The following is a 15,673-nucleotide window of genomic DNA, read 5'->3' on the forward strand; positions in this document are numbered from 1 at the left end:
CCATGCCAACGATCGCCATCCTGATCTTTCCCGGCGTGCAGGCGCTCGACGTCAGCGGGCCCATGGACGTGTTTGCCGAGGCGAACAGCTTTCTGCCGCCAGAACGGCAATACCGGATCGAGGTGCTGGGCACGCAGGAAGGCTTGCTGCGCTGTTCCAACGGCTTATGCCTGGCCGCGCACCGGCATTATGCCCAGGCGCACGACGCCTATGACCTGTTGCTGGTGGCGGGCGGCCCCGGCTTGCCGGCGCAACCGGTTGACGCGGACCTGAGCGCCTGGCTGGCCAGTGCGGCCGGCAAGGCGCGCCGCCACGGTTCCATCTGCAATGGCGCGTTTTTGCTGGGCCATGCGGGCTTGCTCGATGGTAAAAAAGTGGCCACGCACTGGAACGATGCGGCCGCGCTGGCCGCGCGTTTTCCGCTGGCGCAGGTCGATGCGGACAGTATCTATGTGCATGACGGCAATCTGGTCAGCTCGGCGGGCGTAACGGCCGGCATCGACCTGTCGCTATCGTTGCTGGCCGAAGCAGGCGGGGTGGGCGGGGCGCAGCTGGCGCTGAAAGTGGCGCGCCGCCTGGTGGTGTACACGCAGCGCCAGGGCGGGCAGTCGCAGTTCAGTCCGTATCTGACGCCCGTGGTGGATGCGGCTTCTCCCGTGGCGCAGGCGCAGCAATACGTGCTGGCACATTTGGGCGAGGTGCTCGACGTGGACACCCTGGCGCGGCTGGTGGCCATGAGTCCGCGCAACTTTGCCCGCGTCTTCGTGCGCGAGCTGGGTGTGACGCCAGCCCAGTTCATCGAAAGCGCCCGGCTCGATGCGGCGCGCGCCCTGCTCGAAGCGAGTAGCGATCCGCTGAAAACCGTCGCCTGGCGCTGCGGCTTCGGCACGGCCGACCAGTTGCGCACGGTATTCCTGCGGCGCCTGGGCGTATCGGCCAAGCAATACCGGCAACATTTCTCCAGTTACCGGCAAGCCTGACATCGCGCATGGCAGGAATCCCCGCCATGCTGTCCGGAAAGCGCGGCAGCCAGCACCCCCGCTGTACCTGGCGTAAATCTATACTTTTCCTGCTGGCGCGCCACTTCGGCCGCGCCCTTGAGGAAAGTCAAACATGCACACCACACTGGACGCCGAGCGGGTCGGCCCCACCTATACTGAGGACGGCATGCTGCTGGCGCGCCGCAAGACGCGCGAGGCGATTGCCGCCATCGCCGCGCGCATCCGCCCCGGCATGCTGGAAGAAGACGCTGTCGCCATGGCGAAGCAGGTGTTGCTGGACATGGGGCTTGCGCTGAGCTGGCACCCCACGCGCGTGCGCTTCGGGCGCAATACCACGAAACCGATGAAACGCGCCTCCGAGCCCGGCGTGATCCTGCAAGAGAGCGATATTTTCTTCCTCGATATCGCACCGCGTGTGCAGGCGTGGGAAGGCGATGGCGGCGCCACGTTTACGGTGGGCGCCAGCGAACAGCAGGCGGACTATGCCCGCTGCGCGCGCGATGCGGAATGCCTGTTCCACCAGGTGCGCGCCGTGTGGCAGCGCGACAGGCTGACGGGGCAAGCCCTGTATGCCTACGCAGAAGAGGAAGCGCGCAAGCTGGGCTGGGAATTGAACTTTGACCTGGGCGGCCACCGCGTGTCCGACTTCCCGCACGCGACGATCTATGCGGGCGCGCTGGCCGACGCGGATTTTTCGCCGTCACCGATGCGCTGGATCCTGGAAATCCATCTGCGCCATCCGACCTTGCCGTATGGCGCTTTCTTCGAGGACATGCTGCTCGATGACAGCTACTATGCTTAGTTCTTCGGCAGCAGGTCGCTGAGCGCGGCGCGGCCCTTGACGGTGAGGAAGGGGCCGACCTTGTTGTAGGGAAGTAAAAAATCGTTTTCACAGCCGCTGCCATTCGAGTCTTCCCAGAAGGACACACCTTCGGGTTTCAATGACAGGTGGAAGCGGCCGCGGCCGTCGTAATCCGTGCCCTTGCACTCGGCATCGATTGTCACATTCTTGAAGAGGGCCTGACGCAGGCGGTCGGGCAATTCGGCCTTGTCGTCGCCATCGCTGGCGCTGGCGCCAAACCAGTTCCACACGTCCGTTTCCTGGCCCGTCTTCACGTCCCAGGTGCGGAACTTGATGGAGATGCCGCTGGCGCCATAGCCGGCCGGCCAGCGGTAGAACTTGACCGTCACCCAGCGCGGCGACCAGTAGGTCGGCTCCGCATACACTTCGTCTTCCGTCGTGAAACCGTTGCGGCCCAGGTATTCGCGGCGCGTGGCATAGAAGTCGGCCAGGTCCTTCTTGTTCCTGGCCAGCACGGCGCGCAGCTGCGCATTGATTTTTGCCACGCCATCGCCGGGCGCGATCAATTCCACGGTGATGGTGTCGCCCACTTGCAGGTTGCGGTATTGCTTGCCTTCGAAGGCGATCGGTTTGCTCGTCTTGGTATTGGGAAAATCTTCCAGCGCCAGGTTGTAGGCATCGCTGGCGCAGGATGGGTGTTCGCGGTCGCCCGCCGCCTCCAGCAGGGTCAAGGCCACGGGCAGGGTCTTGCCGCTTTTCGGCTCCGTCCATGTGCCGGTGACCTTGCCGTCTTGCGGGGCGCCCAGGCTCCACGTTCCCGTCGTATCGCCCTTGGCGTCGAGTTCCTGCCACAGCGTCTTGCCGTTGGGCCGGGACAGCATGATCGGCGTCTTGTAGCGCGTATAGTAATAGTTGCCGCTGCGGTCAGCCCCTTGCGTGGGGCTGGGCTGGTTGAAGCAAGCCACGATATTGGCCTTGCCCACGGTGCCTTGCCACACGCCTTGCACGGGCGGCTCGGCGGCCATGGCGGCATTCAGGGCGGGCAGGGTCAGGCAAGCAAACAGAAAGCGGCGCATCGGTTTTTCCTCTCGTGGGCGAAGGCCGATTCTACATGGCCCCGCCCACGAGATGTCACACGTCAACTTATTTGGCGGGACGCTCCTGCGCCACCACGGCCATCGCCGCGGCCAGGTATTGCAGCATGGCTCCGTCGACGAAGCTGCCTTCCATCAGACGCGGTTCCTGCTGGTGCGCCTGGCGGAATTTCAGCTGCGTGGCCGGGTTCGTGCCTGCATACGAGCGGAACAGGTCCAGCCACTGCCGCGCCAGCTGCAGCACGGCCGGATCCGTGGGCGGCGTGCGCGCATCCATGGCGGCGCGCACGGCGGCGATCAGGGCCGGCCATTCGCCCGAACGCTTGCCGTAGTTGGCTACCAGGTGCGCGTATTCCTGCTCGTCGAGGAAAGGCCGGTACAGCGCCATGCGCGAGGCATTGAAGGCGGCGAGGATGAACTGCATCAGTTGCGCATCGATGCTGGTCGTGGCCTGCATGATGGGCTCCTGCGCGTGCATGTCGTTCAGGCGCGCGAACAGACCCGGATGGGCGCCCGTGTCGCGCACCAGCTTGACCATCCATTCCGTGGCCAGCGCCTGCGCCGGCGCATCGCCGGGGCTGGCGCCTGCCTCCATGGCGGCGCGCACCCGCGCCACCAGTGCTTTCCATTCCTCTTCCACGGCCGCATCGGACAGCAGCGGCAGTTGTTGCAGTTCTTCGTGACTAAAGTATTTGTCGTACATGGTCATTAACTCCATAGTGGTGAGCCACTCGGCCAGTTCCGGCGCCTGTCCCTGCGCCAGTTGCGCCTGCAAGCTGCACAGGCGTTCGCGCAAGGTGGAAGCCTGCGCGATCTGGTGTTCCAGCATGGCGATCTGCTGCGCCACGATGGTATGCAAAGGAAGATCCGGGCCGGCGAGGGCGTTGGCGATATCGGCCAGCGACAGCCCGAACTTGCGCAGCGCCATGATCCGGTGCAGCCGGTCCATGTCGCCGTGCTGGTACAGGCGGTAGCCAGCTTGCGTGCGCGCCGAAGGCGAGAGCAGACCGATGCTGTCGTAGTGGTGCAGGGTGCGGATAGTCAGGCCCGTGAGCCTGGCCAGTTCCCCGATTTTCAACAGCATCGCCTTCTCCTTGTCTCCAGTGCGTGCAACCACGATGGCGCCTGACGCCACGTCAGGGTCAAGCAGAAATGTAGCAGAGGAACTGAAAAAGCTGATAAAAGAATCCGTTGACCTTCATTTTTTTGTACGGTATATTTATAAAACCGAACGACGACTGCGGCATGAGCGGCGCGTTCGAGCCACATGGAATGACGAATGGATCGTTGTGCGGCGCAGCAAGAAGCGCCCTTGGCAGGACTGGAAAGACAATCCGCGCAGACGGATTTTTTTCACAGTTGGTTTGTACGTTAAATATAATATGCCACCGGCAAGATCCGGGCGGCGAGAGGGACGACCATGATGAAAAGTATCGTTTGCGATACGCCCGGCAGTTTGCGCATGGAGCAGCGCCCCGTGCCTGTGCCCGGCGAGGGCGAAGTGCTGCTGCGCATACGCCGCGTCGGCATCTGCGGCACCGACATGCATATCTTCCGCGGCACCCAGCCTTTCCTCAGCTACCCGCGCGTGATGGGGCATGAACTGTCCGGCCATATCGAGAGCGCGCCAGCCGGCTCGCGCCTGGCCGTGGGCGACCAGGTCTACGTGATGCCCTACCTGTCGTGCGGCAGCTGCGTGGCCTGCCGCCAGGGCAAGACCAACTGCTGCACCCGCATCGAAGTGCTGGGCGTGCACCGCGACGGCGGCATGACCGAATACCTGGCGCTGCCCGAGCGCTTTGTCTTCAAGACGGAAGGCATCTCGCTCGACGACGCGGCCATGATCGAATTTCTCGCCATCGGCGCGCACGCCGTCAAGCGCGGCGCGGTCGATGCCGGCAAGCGCGTGCTGGTAGTGGGCGCCGGCCCGATCGGCATGGCCGTGATGCTGTTCGCATCGTTGAAAGGCGCCGACGTGACGGTGCTCGATGGCCGCGCCGACCGTCTGCAGTTCTGCCGCGACGCGCTGGGCATCGCCCGCACGGTGGCGCTGGGCGAGGGCGACAAGGAGCAGCTGCTGGACGCCACCGGCGGCGAATTTTTCGACGTGGTGTTTGACGCCACCGGCAATATCGCTGCCATGGAGCGGGGCCTGGACTTCGTCGCCCATGGCGGGTCCTATGTGCTGGTGTCCATCGTGCGCGACCGCCTGTCCTTTTCCGACCCTGAATTCCACAAGCGCGAAACGACCTTGCTGGGCAGCCGCAACGCCACCGTCGACGATTTCGAGGAAGTGGTGGCGGCCATGAAGGCGGGAAAGGTACCCACCGCGCTGCTCAATACCCACCGCACCACGCTCGACGAATTTACCGGCGTGCTCGATCGCTGGATGCAGCCGGAAGCGGGCGTCATCAAGGCCATCGTCGAGGTCTGAGATGAGCGACATCAACCCGATACTTCAATTTGGCACCAGCCGCTTCCTGCAGGCGCACGCCGACCTGTTCGTCAGCGAAGCGGCCAAGACAGGCGAGGCGCTGGGCAATATCACCATCGTACAGACCACGCACAGCGCGCAGGGCGCGGCGAGGGTGGCGGCGTTTCGCCGCAGCGACGGCTACCCCGTGCGCATCCGCGGCTGGCAGGACGGCGCGCAAGTCGATGAAGAGCGCCGTGCCGACGCCGTCACGCAGGCGTGGCAAGCCGGCAGCGACTGGCGGCAGGTGCGCGATGCGGCCGTGGCCGCGCGCGTGATCATCTCGAATACGGGCGACACGGGTTACCAGCTCGATGGCGCCGACCACGCCGGCATGCTCGACGGCGCGGCCGTTCCCGCCAGCTTTCCCGCCAAGCTGCTGGTGCTGCTGCACGGGCGCTTCCTGGCCGGCGCCGCGCCCATCTCGATTTTTCCGTGCGAACTGGTGGCCGACAACGGCCATGTACTGCGCCAGGTGATCGTGACATTGGCGCGACAGTGGGGTTGCGCTGCCGCGTTCATCGGCTACCTGGAAACGGGCTGCCTGTGGATCAATTCCCTGGTCGACCGCATCGTTTCCGAACCGATCGAACCGATAGGCGCGGTGGCCGAGCCCTATGCCCTGTGGGCCATCGAGGCGCAGGAAGGCATGCTGCTGCCGTGCCGCCACCCGCAAGTGGTGGTGACGGGCAGCCTGCGCGAATATGAACGGCGCAAGCTGTTCTTGCTCAACCTGGGCCACACCTATCTGGCGCAGCTGTGGATGGAGCGGGGCAGCCCGGCCGGCATGACGGTGCGCGAGGCGATGGACGACGGCGCCATGCGCGCCGCGCTGGAAGCGGTATGGCAAGAGGAAGTGCTGCCCGTGTTTGCCGCCATGGGGGCGCAGCACGGTGACGCCGCGCTGGCCTACGTGGCGCAGGTCAGGGAGCGCTTCGGCAACCCCTTCCTCGCGCACCGCCTGGCCGACATCGCCCAGCACCACGCCGGCAAGATCGCGCGCCGCATGGCGCCCGTGGCATCGCTGGCGCGGCAGCTCTGTCCCTCCCTGGCGCAGCCGCGCCTGCACGCCATGCTGGCGCCGGGAGCGCTGCCATGAACGCCCCGGTCAACGCAGTTGTTTCTTTTTCGGCATGCCGATCCAATCCGATATCGACTAAAATGGCCCACTCATCCACTTTCCCCTTCGCTGGCATAGCGCGTTCATTCATCCATGTCCAAACCCGCCACCGTCTTCAAGCGCAGTACCAATCTGCTGTTGCAATTTCTCGCCGAGAATGCCGCAGTGGGCGAGATGCTGCCGACGGAGCAGTTCCTGACCACCATCTGCCAGGGCAGCCGCACGGCGATCCGCAGCGCGATCGCCTACCTGTCGACGCGGCGGCTGATCGCCAGCCCGGCGGACCGGCGCTTGCTGCGCAAACCGATACCGGGCGACTACTTCGATATCTCCGAATTGCAGTCGGGGGCCGAGCGCATCCAGCAAGTGCTGATGGAGCGCGTGTACCAGCGCGACATGCCGCCCGGCGCGGAATTCTCGGAAGCGGAGCTGGCGCGCGAGGCGGGCGCCAGTACCGTCAGCGTGCGCGAATTCCTGATCGGCTTTTCGCGCTTCGGCCTGATCGAAAAGAAACCGCGCGGCGGCTGGCGCCTGTGCGCGTTCGACCGCTCGTTCGCCACCGAACTGGCGGATATGCGGCGCATGTTCGAGATGGCGGCCGTGGAGCAGTTTGCGCACCTGCCGCACGGCGATCCGGCGTATGCGGAACTGGCGCGGCTGATCAAGCAGCACGAGAAGCTGGCGGCCAGGATCGACACGCGCCACAACGCGTTTCCGGCGCTGGACCGCGAGTTCCACACTTTTCTGATCGGCTTGCTGAACAACCGCTTCGCGCAGGGCTTCTACGATATCGTCTCGTTTGTCTTCCACTACCACTACCAGTGGGACAAGGGCGAGGAAAAAGGCCGCAACCAGTACGCGGTGCAGGAGCACCTGGCGATCCTGCGCGCGTTGGCGGAGCACGACATACCGAAGGCGCTCGAGGGCATGCGCTCGCACCTGGATTCCTCGCGCCGCACCATGCTGTCCTCGATCGGCACGCGCGAAAAACTGAGCCAGCCGGACGCCTAGCCATCCTTGCCGGGGAGGGTGCGCCATGAGCCTCGCTTCCCAGCCTGCCAGCCTGCTGTTGATGTCGCCCGAGGATAACTGCCTGATCGCCAGGACGGCATTGGCCTGCGGCGACGTCGTCGCCATCGATGGCTTGCCCATCACCCTGGTGCAAGACATCCACATCGGCCACAAGGTGGCGCGCCGCGCGCTGGCCGTGGGCGACAAGGTGCTGCGCTACGGCGCCCTGATCGGCAGCATCACGGCCCCCGTCGCCATCGGTGAGCATATCCACACCCACAACCTGGCAAGCGATTACATCCCCACGTTTACCCTGGGCCAGGACGGCCACCATTTCCTGGACAAGGACGACCAAGCATGAACGCTCCCGTAACGACACCGGCCCTGTCGGGCTATCTGCGCGCCGATGGCCGCAAGGGCATCCGCAATATCGTGGTGGTGGCCTATATGGTCGAATGCGCGCACCACGTGGCGCGCTTGATGGTCAACGCTTTTCCCGGCCAGCCCGTGCACCTGATCGGCTTTACTGGCTGCTTCCCCAATGAATACGCGGACCAGGTGATGCGCCGCCTGCTGACGCATCCGAACGTGGGCGCCGTGCTGCTGGTGTCCCTGGGCTGCGAAGGCTTCAACAAATATGGCCTCTCCAGCGCCGTGGCTGACAGCGACCGCCCCGTGCATACGATTACCATCCAGGAAAACAGCGGCACGCGCCCCAGCGTGAGCAGCGGCGTCGAGTGGATCAGCTGGGCCCTCGAGCACCTGGCGCAGCAGGAGCGCGTGCCGATGGGGATCGATGAACTGGTGGTGGCCACCATCTGCGGCGGCTCCGACAGCACCAGCGGCATCAGCGCCAACCCGGCCGTCGGCGTGGCGTTCGACACGCTGATCGCGGCCGGTAGCCCCTGCATCTTCGAGGAGACGGGTGAACTGGTCGGCTGCGAATACCACATGCAGCGGCGCGCCGTCAGCCCGGACCTGGGCAACGCCATCGTTGAAACCGTGGCCAAGGCGGCCCGCTACTACACCATCATGGGCCATGGCAGCTTCTCGCCGGGGAATGCCGATGGCGGCCTCACCACGCAGGAAGAAAAGTCGCTGGGCGCCTACGCCAAGAGCGGTTCCTCGCCCATCGTCGGCATTTTGAAACCGGGCGATCAGCCGGCCGGCGGCGGCCTGTACCTGCTCGACGTGGTGCCGGACGGCGAGCCGCGCTTCGGTTTCCCTAACGTGTCGGACAACGCGGAAATCGTCGAACTCATTTCCTGCGGCGCCCACATCACCTTGTTCACGACGGGCCGCGGCTCCGTGGTGGGCTCGGCGATTTCGCCCGTCATCAAGGTGTGCGCCAATCCGCAGACCTTCGAGCGCCTGGCCGACGATATGGATATCAACGCCGGCAAGATCCTCACGGGCGAGGCCACGCTGGAAGAGGTGGGTGCGGAGATCGTTGCCGCCGTGCTGAACGTGGCCAATGGAGCACTGAGCCGCTCGGAAGACCTGGGCCACCAGGAATTCGTGCTGACCTATAAACAATTCGAGGCGGTGGGGCCAGGCTGCTTCCCGCTGCGCGCAGCATGAGGGCCACGGCGATGGATGTCATGGATACCACGCGCCGCCGTACCCTGCCGCGCGGCGGCCTCTCGCTGCCCTGCATCGGCATGGGCTGCGCGCCGCTGGGCGGCCTGTACCAGCCGGTCAGCGACGCGCAGGCGCGCGCCACTCTCGATGGCGCCTGGGATGCCGGCGTGCGTTTCTTCGACACGGCGCCGTTCTACGGCTACACCCGGTCCGAACACCGTCTCGGCGCGGCGCTGAGCGGGCGGCCCCGCGATCATTTTGTTGTCAGCACCAAGGTGGGACGACTGATGCGGCCCGACGCCTCCGTGCGCCCAGGCGATGACGGTTTTGCCGCGCCGCTGCCGTTCCGCCCCCATTACGACTACACGTATGACGGCGTGCTGCGTTCGCACGACGACAGCCTGCAGCGGCTGGGGCTCGATCGCATCGACATCCTGTTCGTGCACGATATCGGCAAGGCCACGCATGGCGAACGCGATCAGCACTACTGGCGCCAGCTGACGTCCGGCGGCGGCTTTCGCGCCCTCGATGAACTGCGCGCCAGCGGCCAGGTGAAAGCCGTGGGCCTGGGTGTCAACGAATGCGAGATCGTGCTGCGCGCGATGGTGGAATTCGACCTCGATTGCACCCTGCTGGCCGGCCGCTACACCTTGCTGGAACAGGCCTCGCTGTCGCCATTGCTGGACGCCTGCGTGGAGCGCGGCAACGCCATCGTGATCGGCGGTCCGTTCAACTCGGGCGTGCTGGCCGGGAACGGCAAATTCAATTACGCCGATGCGCCGGCCGCGATACTCAAGCGCGTGGCGCGCCTGGACGCCGTCTGCCGTGACTTTGGCGTGCCCTTGCAAGCTGCCGCGCTGCAGTTTCCGCTCGCCCATCCCGCCGTCGCTTCCTGCATCCCGGGCGGCCAGGACCTGGCGCAGCTGCGGCAAAATCTGGACTGGTTCGCCACGCCGCTGCCTGACGCCCTGTGGCTGGCGCTGCGGGACGCGGACTTGCTCGATGCGCGCGCGCCGCTGCCTGCGGGAGTGGCCGCATGATGCGCATCGACGCCCACCAGCACTTCTGGCAGCTGGCCGCGCGTGCCGGCAGCTGGCCGCCGCCATCCCTGGCCGCCATCCACCGCGATTTTGCGCCCGCCGACCTGGCGCCCCTGCTGGCTGCGCACGGCATCGCCGGCACAGTGCTGGTGCAGTCGCTGCCGTCCGAAGACGATACGCACTGGCTGCTGGCGCTCTCCGAACAAAGCAGCTTTATCCGCGCCGTCGTGGGCTGGACGGAGCTGCGGGCGCCCGACGCGCCGGCCAATATCGCCCGCCTGGCGTCGCACGGCAAGCTCAAAGGCTTGCGTCCCATGCTGCAGGATCTCGATGACGATGCATGGATCGCCGATCCCGCGCTGGCGCCAGCTTTGAACGCCATGGTGGAACACGGTTTGCGGCTGGACGCGCTGGTGCTGCCGCGCCACCTGCCCGCGCTGCTGCAATGCGCGCGCGACTATCCGCGGCTTCCCATCGTGATCGACCATGCGGCCAAGCCGTCGATAGCCGATGCCGCCTTCGGCACCTGGCGCGAAGACATGGCGCAGCTGGCCGCGCTGCCGAACGTGCATTGCAAGCTGTCCGGGCTGGTGACGGAAGCGCGGCCCGGCTGGTGCGTGGACGATTTGCGCCCCTATGCCGCACATGTGCTGCAAGTATTCGGCCCCCGGCGCGTGATCTGGGGCAGCGACTGGCCAGTGGTGGACCTGGCCGGCGGCTATGCGGCGTGGCTGGCCGCCAGCGAAGCGCTGCTGGCGCATCTGGGGCAAGCGGACAGGAACGATATCTTCGGCCTCAACGCACTGCGCTTTTACGGTATCAACGAGGAAACGCCATGAAAAGAATGGGCATGCTCATCGGCATCGCGCCGGAGCGTATCGCTGAATACAAAACCCTGCACGCGGCCGTCTGGCCGCAGGTGCTGGCCAAACTGGCAGCCGCGCATGTCAGCAATTATTCGATCTTCCTGCGCCAGCCGGAAAACCTGCTGTTCGGTTACTGGGAATACCACGGCGAGGACTTCGAAGCCGACATGGCGGCCATCGCCGCCGACCCTGAAACGCAGCGCTGGTGGACCTTTTGCGCCCCGTGCCAGCAGCCGCTGGCCTCGCGCGCCGAAGGCGAGCACTGGGCGATGATGGAACAGGTTTTTCATATGGATTAGTCGTAGACCCCAAAGCGAAGACTGGGGTCAGACCCTGAGGGGCTGACCCCGGCAGTTCAGGTGTTGGGGTAATAAATATAAAACAAAGGAGACAACATGACCGCCAGACTACAAGGCAAAATCGCCCTGCTCACCGCCGCCGGCCAGGGCATCGGCCGCGCCACGGCCGAAGCGTTCGTGCGCGAAGGCGCCACCGTGATCGCCACCGATATCAACCAGTCCCAGCTCGACGCGCTGAAGGAGGCGACTGGTTGCGCCATCCGCCGGCTCGACGTGACCGATGGCGCGGCGATCACCGCGCTGGCCGACGAGATCGGCTCCGTCGATATCCTGTTCAACTGCGCCGGCTTCGTCGACGGCGGCACCATCCTCGACTGCGACGATGCGGCCTGGGACCGTTCCTTCGACATCAACGCCCGCTCCATGTACCGGCTGATGCGCGCCGTGCTGCCCGGCATGCTGGCCAGGGGCACCGGTTCCATCGTCAATATGTCGTCCGTGGCGTCCAGCGTGAAGGGCGCGCCGAACCGCTTTATCTACGGTACGTCGAAGGCGGCCGTGGTGGGCATGACGAAATCGGTGGCGGCGGACTTTGTCACGCGCGGCATCCGCTGCAATGCGATCTGCCCCGGCACCATCGAGTCGCCTTCGCTGAAGGAACGCATTGCCGCGCAGGCGGCAGCGACGGGCGTGAGCATCGATGAAGTGCAAGCCGCTTTCGTGGCACGCCAGCCGATGGGAAGAGTGGGCAGGGCAGAGGAAATCGCCGCCCTGGCCGTCTACCTGGCTTCCGACGAATCCGCCTTTACCACCGGCATGGTCCATGTGATCGACGGTGGCTGGTCAAATTAATCACTACAACGAGAGAACCCCATGAAACTGATGCGTTATGGCGCCAAGGGCGCTGAAAAACCTGCCTTGATCGATGCTGACGGCGCCGTGCGCGACCTCTCCGGCGTGCTGTCGGATATCACGGGCGCGACCCTGGGCAAGGATGGCCTGGCGACCCTGGCCGCCATCGATATTGCCAGCCTGCCGGTGGTGGACCATCCCGGCCGCATCGCGCCGCCGTGGAAAGGCGTGGGCAAATTTTTGTGCGTGGGCCTGAACTATGCCGACCATGCCGCCGAATCGGGCATGGCCGTGCCGGCCGAGCCGGTGCTGTTCATGAAAGCCACCAGCGCCATCATCGGCGCCAACGATGCCGTGGTGATGCCGCAGGACTCGAAGAAAAGCGACTGGGAAGTGGAACTGGGCGTGGTGATCGGCACCACCGCCCGCTATGTGAGCGAAGCCGATGCGCTGTCGTACGTGGCCGGCTACTGCGTCGTCAATGACTTGTCCGAACGCGAGTATCAACTGGAGCGCGGCGGCCAGTGGGACAAGGGCAAGGGCTGCGATACCTTCGGCCCGATCGGCCCCTGGCTGGTGACGGCCGACGAAGTGGCGGACCCGCAAAACCTGGGCCTGTGGCTGGAAGTGAACGGCAAGCGTGTCCAGGACGGCAATACCAGGACGATGGTCTTCGGCGTGGCCAATCTGGTCAGCTATATCAGCCGCTTCATGACCCTGTACCCGGGCGACATCATCAGCACCGGCACGCCACCGGGCGTGGGCATGGGCCAGAAACCCGCGGCCGTGTACCTGAAGCCGGGCGACACCATGCGCCTGGGGATCAACGGCCTCGGTGAGCAGCACCAGACCGTGCATGCCTGGAATCCGCAACTGATCGACAGTTAATGAAGTAGCAGACCGGCGTGCCGCCAAGGTGCTCAGACATCGGTGCGCCGGCCTATGGCAGTGGAGTGGAGGAGACACACTATGAATGAATCCGAAGAGATACTGGCGCTGAACAAGGTCAGCAAGCGCTTTCCCGGCGTGCTGGCGCTCGACAACGTCAGTTTCAGCCTGCGCAAGGGCGAGGCGCATGCGCTGTGCGGCGAAAACGGCGCCGGCAAGTCCACCCTGATGAAGGTGATGAGCGGCGTGTACCAGGCCGACGAGGGGGAACTGGTCTACAAGGGCAAGGTATGCAGTTTTGCCTGCAGCGTGGATGCGGAGGCGGCAGGCATCGCCATCATCCACCAGGAACTGAATTTGATCCCGCACCTGAGCGTGGCGGAGAATATTTTCCTCGCGCGCGAACCGGTGCGCGGCATCTTCATCGACCGCAAAAAAATGCGTGCCGACGCGCAGGCGCTGCTGGACCGTTTGAAACTGCGCATCGACCCGCGCCAGCTGGTCAAGAACCTGTCCTGCGCACAGCAGCAGATGGTGGAAATCGCCAAGGCCCTGTCGCTCAATACGGAAGTGCTGATCATGGACGAGCCCACGTCATCGCTGACGGAAAGCGAGACGGGCCAGCTGTTCGACATCATCAATGAACTCAAGCGCAACGGCGTGAGCGTGGTCTACATCTCGCACCGCCTGGAAGAGATGCAGCACATCATCGACAGGGTGACGGTGCTGCGCGACGGGAAATTCGTCTGCACCGACGATTTTGCCGCCACCACCCTGGATGCCATCGTGGCCAAGATGGTGGGCCGCACCCTCGATGAAAAATTTCCCGACCGCGTCTCGACGCCGACCGCTGACGTGCTGCTGCGCGTGACCGATTTGCACCGCAAGGATGTCTTCGGCCCGCTGAGCTTTGATTTGCGGCGCGGCGAGATCCTCGGCTTTTCCGGCCTGATGGGTGCGGGGCGCACGGAAGTGGCGCGTGCCATCTTCGGCGCAGATCCCCTCACCGGCGGCGCGATCCACCTGGGCGACATGGCGGTGACGATCGCCAGCCCCATCGACGCCATCGGACACGGCATCGCCTACCTGTCGGAAGACCGCAAGAGCCACGGCCTGGCGATCCGCATGTCGGTGGCGGCCAACCTGACCCTGACGAATGTATCGGGGCTGGCGAACCGTTTCGGCTTCATCGATTTCGCCAGGGAAGAGGCGGTGGCGCAGCAGTACATCGCGGCGCTGGGCATCAAGACGCCGACCTCGAAACAGATCGCGCGCAACCTCTCTGGCGGCAACCAGCAAAAGATCGTCATTAGCAAATGGCTGTACCGCGAATCGAAAATCATCTTCTTCGACGAACCCACGCGCGGCATCGACGTGGGGGCCAAGTTCGCCATCTACCAGCTGCTCGACAAGCTTGCGTCGGAAGGCATCGGCGTGGTGCTGATCACGTCCGAGCTGCCCGAGATCATGGGTATGACGGACCGGGTGGCCGTGTTCCATGAAGGGCGCATCAGCGGCATCGTCAATACGCGCGAGTCGTCGCAGGAAGAGATCATGCAACTGGCGTCGGGACGCGTAGCCAGTCCCGCACCTGGCCAGGCGGCAGCCCATTAAAAACAGAAAGCTTAAAAAAATGAATAAAGAACTGATACAAAAATTTGCCGCGCTGGGCAGCCTGTCGCTGTTGCTGCTGGTGTTTTCCCTGACCAGCAACGCCTTTTTCTCCGTCAGCAACGGCATGAGCGTGGCCTTGCAGGTGACGTCGATCGCCTACCTGGGCATTGCCGCCACCTGCGTCATCATCACGGGCGGCATCGACCTGAGTTCCGGCTCCGTGCTGGCGCTGGCCGGCGTGGCCGCCGCGCTGCTCGTCAAGAGCGGCGTGCCCGTGCCGCTCGCCATGCTGGGCGGCGTCGTGGTGGGCGCCATGTGCGGCGCCGTCAACGGCTTTTGCATCACGCAATTGAAACTGCCTCCTTTCATCGCCACCCTGGGCATGATGCTGATCGCCCGTGGCCTGGCGCTGCAGGTGACGGGCGCGCGCGCCATTTCCGGCCTGGGCGACTCGTTCGGCGAACTGGGCAACGGCGTGCTGTGGCGCATCGAGCGCGACACGGGCGGCACCTTTCCCGAAGTCGTCTTCCCCGGCATTCCGTATCCGGTGGTGCTTATGGTGGTGATCGCCGTGGCCGTGTCCATCATGCTCAGCCGCACCACCTTTGGCCGGCATATCTATGCCGTCGGTTCGAATGCGGAAGCGGCGCGCCTGTCCGGCGTGAAGGTGGGGCGCGTGACCCTGCTGGTGTACACCTTGTCCGGCGCCCTGTCGGGCCTGACGGGCTGTGTGCTGATGTCGCGCCTGGTGACGGCGCAGCCGAACGAGGGGGTGATGTACGAACTCGATGCGATCGCCAGCGCCGTGATCGGCGGCGCCTCGCTGATCGGCGGCATCGGCACCATTTCCGGCACCGTCATCGGCTCCTTCGTCATCGGCATCCTGCGCAATGGCTTGAACATGAACGGGGTATCGAGCTTTATCCAGCAAATCATTATCGGACTGGTCATCCTGCTGACCGTCTGGATCGATCAGAAGCGCAACCGCGCCTGAGGCAGTGCAGCAACGCAGTCTTACCTATAAATCTATAA

Annotated in this window: 16 protein-coding genes; 14 read left to right on the top strand and 2 right to left on the bottom strand. The window is 64.8% G+C overall.

Annotation, left to right across the window (positions count from 1 at the left end; translation table 11 throughout):
• Window positions 1-2 precede the first annotated feature (2 nt).
• Both LSO07_RS07595 and LSO07_RS07600 read left to right on the top strand, forming a co-directional pair.
• Window positions 3-980 carry a GlxA family transcriptional regulator gene (locus tag LSO07_RS07595; RefSeq protein WP_151093119.1) on the top strand — a complete coding sequence of 326 codons (978 nt, stop codon included), beginning with the start codon at window positions 3-5 and terminating at the stop codon, window positions 978-980.
• A 133-nt stretch (window positions 981-1,113) separates the two neighbouring features.
• On the top strand, window positions 1,114-1,803 hold the full coding sequence (locus tag LSO07_RS07600) for a M24 family metallopeptidase (RefSeq protein WP_151093121.1): 690 nt from the start codon (window positions 1,114-1,116) through the stop codon (window positions 1,801-1,803).
• On the opposite strand, the gene LSO07_RS07605 is transcribed toward LSO07_RS07600, so the two are convergent.
• Window positions 1,800-2,879 carry a hypothetical protein gene (locus tag LSO07_RS07605; protein ID WP_151093123.1) on the bottom strand — a complete coding sequence of 360 codons (1,080 nt, stop codon included), beginning with the start codon at window positions 2,877-2,879 and terminating at the stop codon, window positions 1,800-1,802. The two genes, LSO07_RS07600 and LSO07_RS07605, sit on opposite strands and share 4 nt — an antisense overlap.
• A gap of 67 nt (window positions 2,880-2,946) precedes the next feature.
• Window positions 2,947-3,981, bottom strand: coding sequence for a MerR family transcriptional regulator (locus LSO07_RS07610; protein WP_151093125.1), 1,035 nt, complete (start codon window positions 3,979-3,981; stop codon window positions 2,947-2,949).
• A 339-nt stretch (window positions 3,982-4,320) separates the two neighbouring features.
• Between LSO07_RS07610 and LSO07_RS07615 the strand changes: the two genes are divergently transcribed.
• The 12 genes from LSO07_RS07615 to LSO07_RS07670 all read left to right on the top strand — a co-directional run bounded on the left by LSO07_RS07615 (window position 4,321) and on the right by LSO07_RS07670 (window position 15,635).
• A complete protein-coding gene (locus LSO07_RS07615; RefSeq protein ID WP_151094093.1) occupies window positions 4,321-5,331 on the top strand; it encodes a zinc-binding alcohol dehydrogenase family protein in 1,011 nt (336 codons plus the stop codon).
• A 1-nt stretch (window position 5,332) separates the two neighbouring features.
• The gene (locus LSO07_RS07620; protein ID WP_151093127.1) at window positions 5,333-6,469 is read left to right on the top strand and encodes a mannitol dehydrogenase family protein; all 1,137 of its coding nucleotides are present in this window, start codon (window positions 5,333-5,335) and stop codon (window positions 6,467-6,469) included.
• A 114-nt stretch (window positions 6,470-6,583) separates the two neighbouring features.
• Window positions 6,584-7,501 (top strand): GntR family transcriptional regulator, encoded by a 918-nt coding sequence (locus tag LSO07_RS07625; RefSeq protein WP_070257543.1) that lies wholly within the window; start codon window positions 6,584-6,586, stop codon window positions 7,499-7,501.
• Between the two features lie 25 nt (window positions 7,502-7,526).
• Window positions 7,527-7,862, top strand: a complete 336-nt coding sequence (locus LSO07_RS07630) for a UxaA family hydrolase (RefSeq protein WP_070282593.1) — start codon at window positions 7,527-7,529, stop codon at window positions 7,860-7,862.
• Window positions 7,859-9,082, top strand: coding sequence for a UxaA family hydrolase (locus LSO07_RS07635; protein ID WP_151093130.1), 1,224 nt, complete (start codon window positions 7,859-7,861; stop codon window positions 9,080-9,082). Before LSO07_RS07630 ends, LSO07_RS07635 begins: the two co-directional genes overlap by 4 nt.
• Before the next feature lie 20 nt (window positions 9,083-9,102).
• On the top strand, window positions 9,103-10,122 hold the full coding sequence (locus tag LSO07_RS07640) for an aldo/keto reductase (protein WP_404811481.1): 1,020 nt from the start codon (window positions 9,103-9,105) through the stop codon (window positions 10,120-10,122).
• Window positions 10,119-10,961 (top strand): amidohydrolase family protein, encoded by an 843-nt coding sequence (locus LSO07_RS07645; protein WP_208672455.1) that lies wholly within the window; start codon window positions 10,119-10,121, stop codon window positions 10,959-10,961. The genes LSO07_RS07640 and LSO07_RS07645 overlap by 4 nt, the downstream gene beginning before the upstream one ends.
• Complete coding sequence (locus LSO07_RS07650; RefSeq protein WP_099389436.1) at window positions 10,958-11,287, top strand: L-rhamnose mutarotase; 330 nt, start codon at window positions 10,958-10,960, stop codon at window positions 11,285-11,287. Before LSO07_RS07645 ends, LSO07_RS07650 begins: the two co-directional genes overlap by 4 nt.
• 96 nt (window positions 11,288-11,383) lie before the next feature.
• Complete coding sequence (locus LSO07_RS07655) at window positions 11,384-12,139, top strand: SDR family oxidoreductase (RefSeq protein ID WP_151093134.1); 756 nt, start codon at window positions 11,384-11,386, stop codon at window positions 12,137-12,139.
• A 21-nt stretch (window positions 12,140-12,160) separates the two neighbouring features.
• Entirely contained in the window at window positions 12,161-13,027 is an 867-nt protein-coding gene (locus tag LSO07_RS07660) for a fumarylacetoacetate hydrolase family protein (protein WP_151093136.1), read from the top strand.
• Between the two features lie 81 nt (window positions 13,028-13,108).
• Window positions 13,109-14,641, top strand: coding sequence for a sugar ABC transporter ATP-binding protein (locus LSO07_RS07665; protein ID WP_225317206.1), 1,533 nt, complete (start codon window positions 13,109-13,111; stop codon window positions 14,639-14,641).
• Between the two features lie 19 nt (window positions 14,642-14,660).
• Entirely contained in the window at window positions 14,661-15,635 is a 975-nt protein-coding gene (locus LSO07_RS07670) for an ABC transporter permease (RefSeq protein ID WP_052140093.1), read from the top strand.
• The last annotated feature ends 38 nt before the right edge of the window (window positions 15,636-15,673 follow it).

It is taken from the genome of Janthinobacterium sp. PLB04, from assembly GCF_021165895.1.
Lineage (GTDB): Bacteria > Pseudomonadota > Gammaproteobacteria > Burkholderiales > Burkholderiaceae_D > Janthinobacterium > Janthinobacterium lividum.

What these genes read in the sequence shown, in the direction of transcription:
- LSO07_RS07600 (WP_151093121.1), top strand. Translation starts at nt 1,114, where the DNA reads ATGCACACCACACTGGACGCCGAGCGGGTCGGCCCCACCTATACTGAG.
- LSO07_RS07605 (WP_151093123.1), bottom strand. Translation starts at nt 2,879, where the DNA reads ATGCGCCGCTTTCTGTTTGCTTGCCTGACCCTGCCCGCCCTGAATGCC.
- LSO07_RS07665 (WP_225317206.1), top strand. Translation starts at nt 13,109, where the DNA reads ATGAATGAATCCGAAGAGATACTGGCGCTGAACAAGGTCAGCAAGCGC.
- LSO07_RS07655 (WP_151093134.1), top strand. Translation starts at nt 11,384, where the DNA reads ATGACCGCCAGACTACAAGGCAAAATCGCCCTGCTCACCGCCGCCGGC.
- LSO07_RS07625 (WP_070257543.1), top strand. Translation starts at nt 6,584, where the DNA reads ATGTCCAAACCCGCCACCGTCTTCAAGCGCAGTACCAATCTGCTGTTG.
- LSO07_RS07660 (WP_151093136.1), top strand. Translation starts at nt 12,161, where the DNA reads ATGAAACTGATGCGTTATGGCGCCAAGGGCGCTGAAAAACCTGCCTTG.
- LSO07_RS07620 (WP_151093127.1), top strand. Translation starts at nt 5,333, where the DNA reads ATGAGCGACATCAACCCGATACTTCAATTTGGCACCAGCCGCTTCCTG.
- LSO07_RS07630 (WP_070282593.1), top strand. Translation starts at nt 7,527, where the DNA reads ATGAGCCTCGCTTCCCAGCCTGCCAGCCTGCTGTTGATGTCGCCCGAG.
- LSO07_RS07670 (WP_052140093.1), top strand. Translation starts at nt 14,661, where the DNA reads ATGAATAAAGAACTGATACAAAAATTTGCCGCGCTGGGCAGCCTGTCG.
- LSO07_RS07640 (WP_404811481.1), top strand. Translation starts at nt 9,103, where the DNA reads ATGGATACCACGCGCCGCCGTACCCTGCCGCGCGGCGGCCTCTCGCTG.
- LSO07_RS07595 (WP_151093119.1), top strand. Translation starts at nt 3, where the DNA reads ATGCCAACGATCGCCATCCTGATCTTTCCCGGCGTGCAGGCGCTCGAC.
- LSO07_RS07635 (WP_151093130.1), top strand. Translation starts at nt 7,859, where the DNA reads ATGAACGCTCCCGTAACGACACCGGCCCTGTCGGGCTATCTGCGCGCC.
- LSO07_RS07615 (WP_151094093.1), top strand. Translation starts at nt 4,321, where the DNA reads ATGAAAAGTATCGTTTGCGATACGCCCGGCAGTTTGCGCATGGAGCAG.
- LSO07_RS07650 (WP_099389436.1), top strand. Translation starts at nt 10,958, where the DNA reads ATGAAAAGAATGGGCATGCTCATCGGCATCGCGCCGGAGCGTATCGCT.
- LSO07_RS07645 (WP_208672455.1), top strand. Translation starts at nt 10,119, where the DNA reads ATGATGCGCATCGACGCCCACCAGCACTTCTGGCAGCTGGCCGCGCGT.
- LSO07_RS07610 (WP_151093125.1), bottom strand. Translation starts at nt 3,981, where the DNA reads ATGCTGTTGAAAATCGGGGAACTGGCCAGGCTCACGGGCCTGACTATC.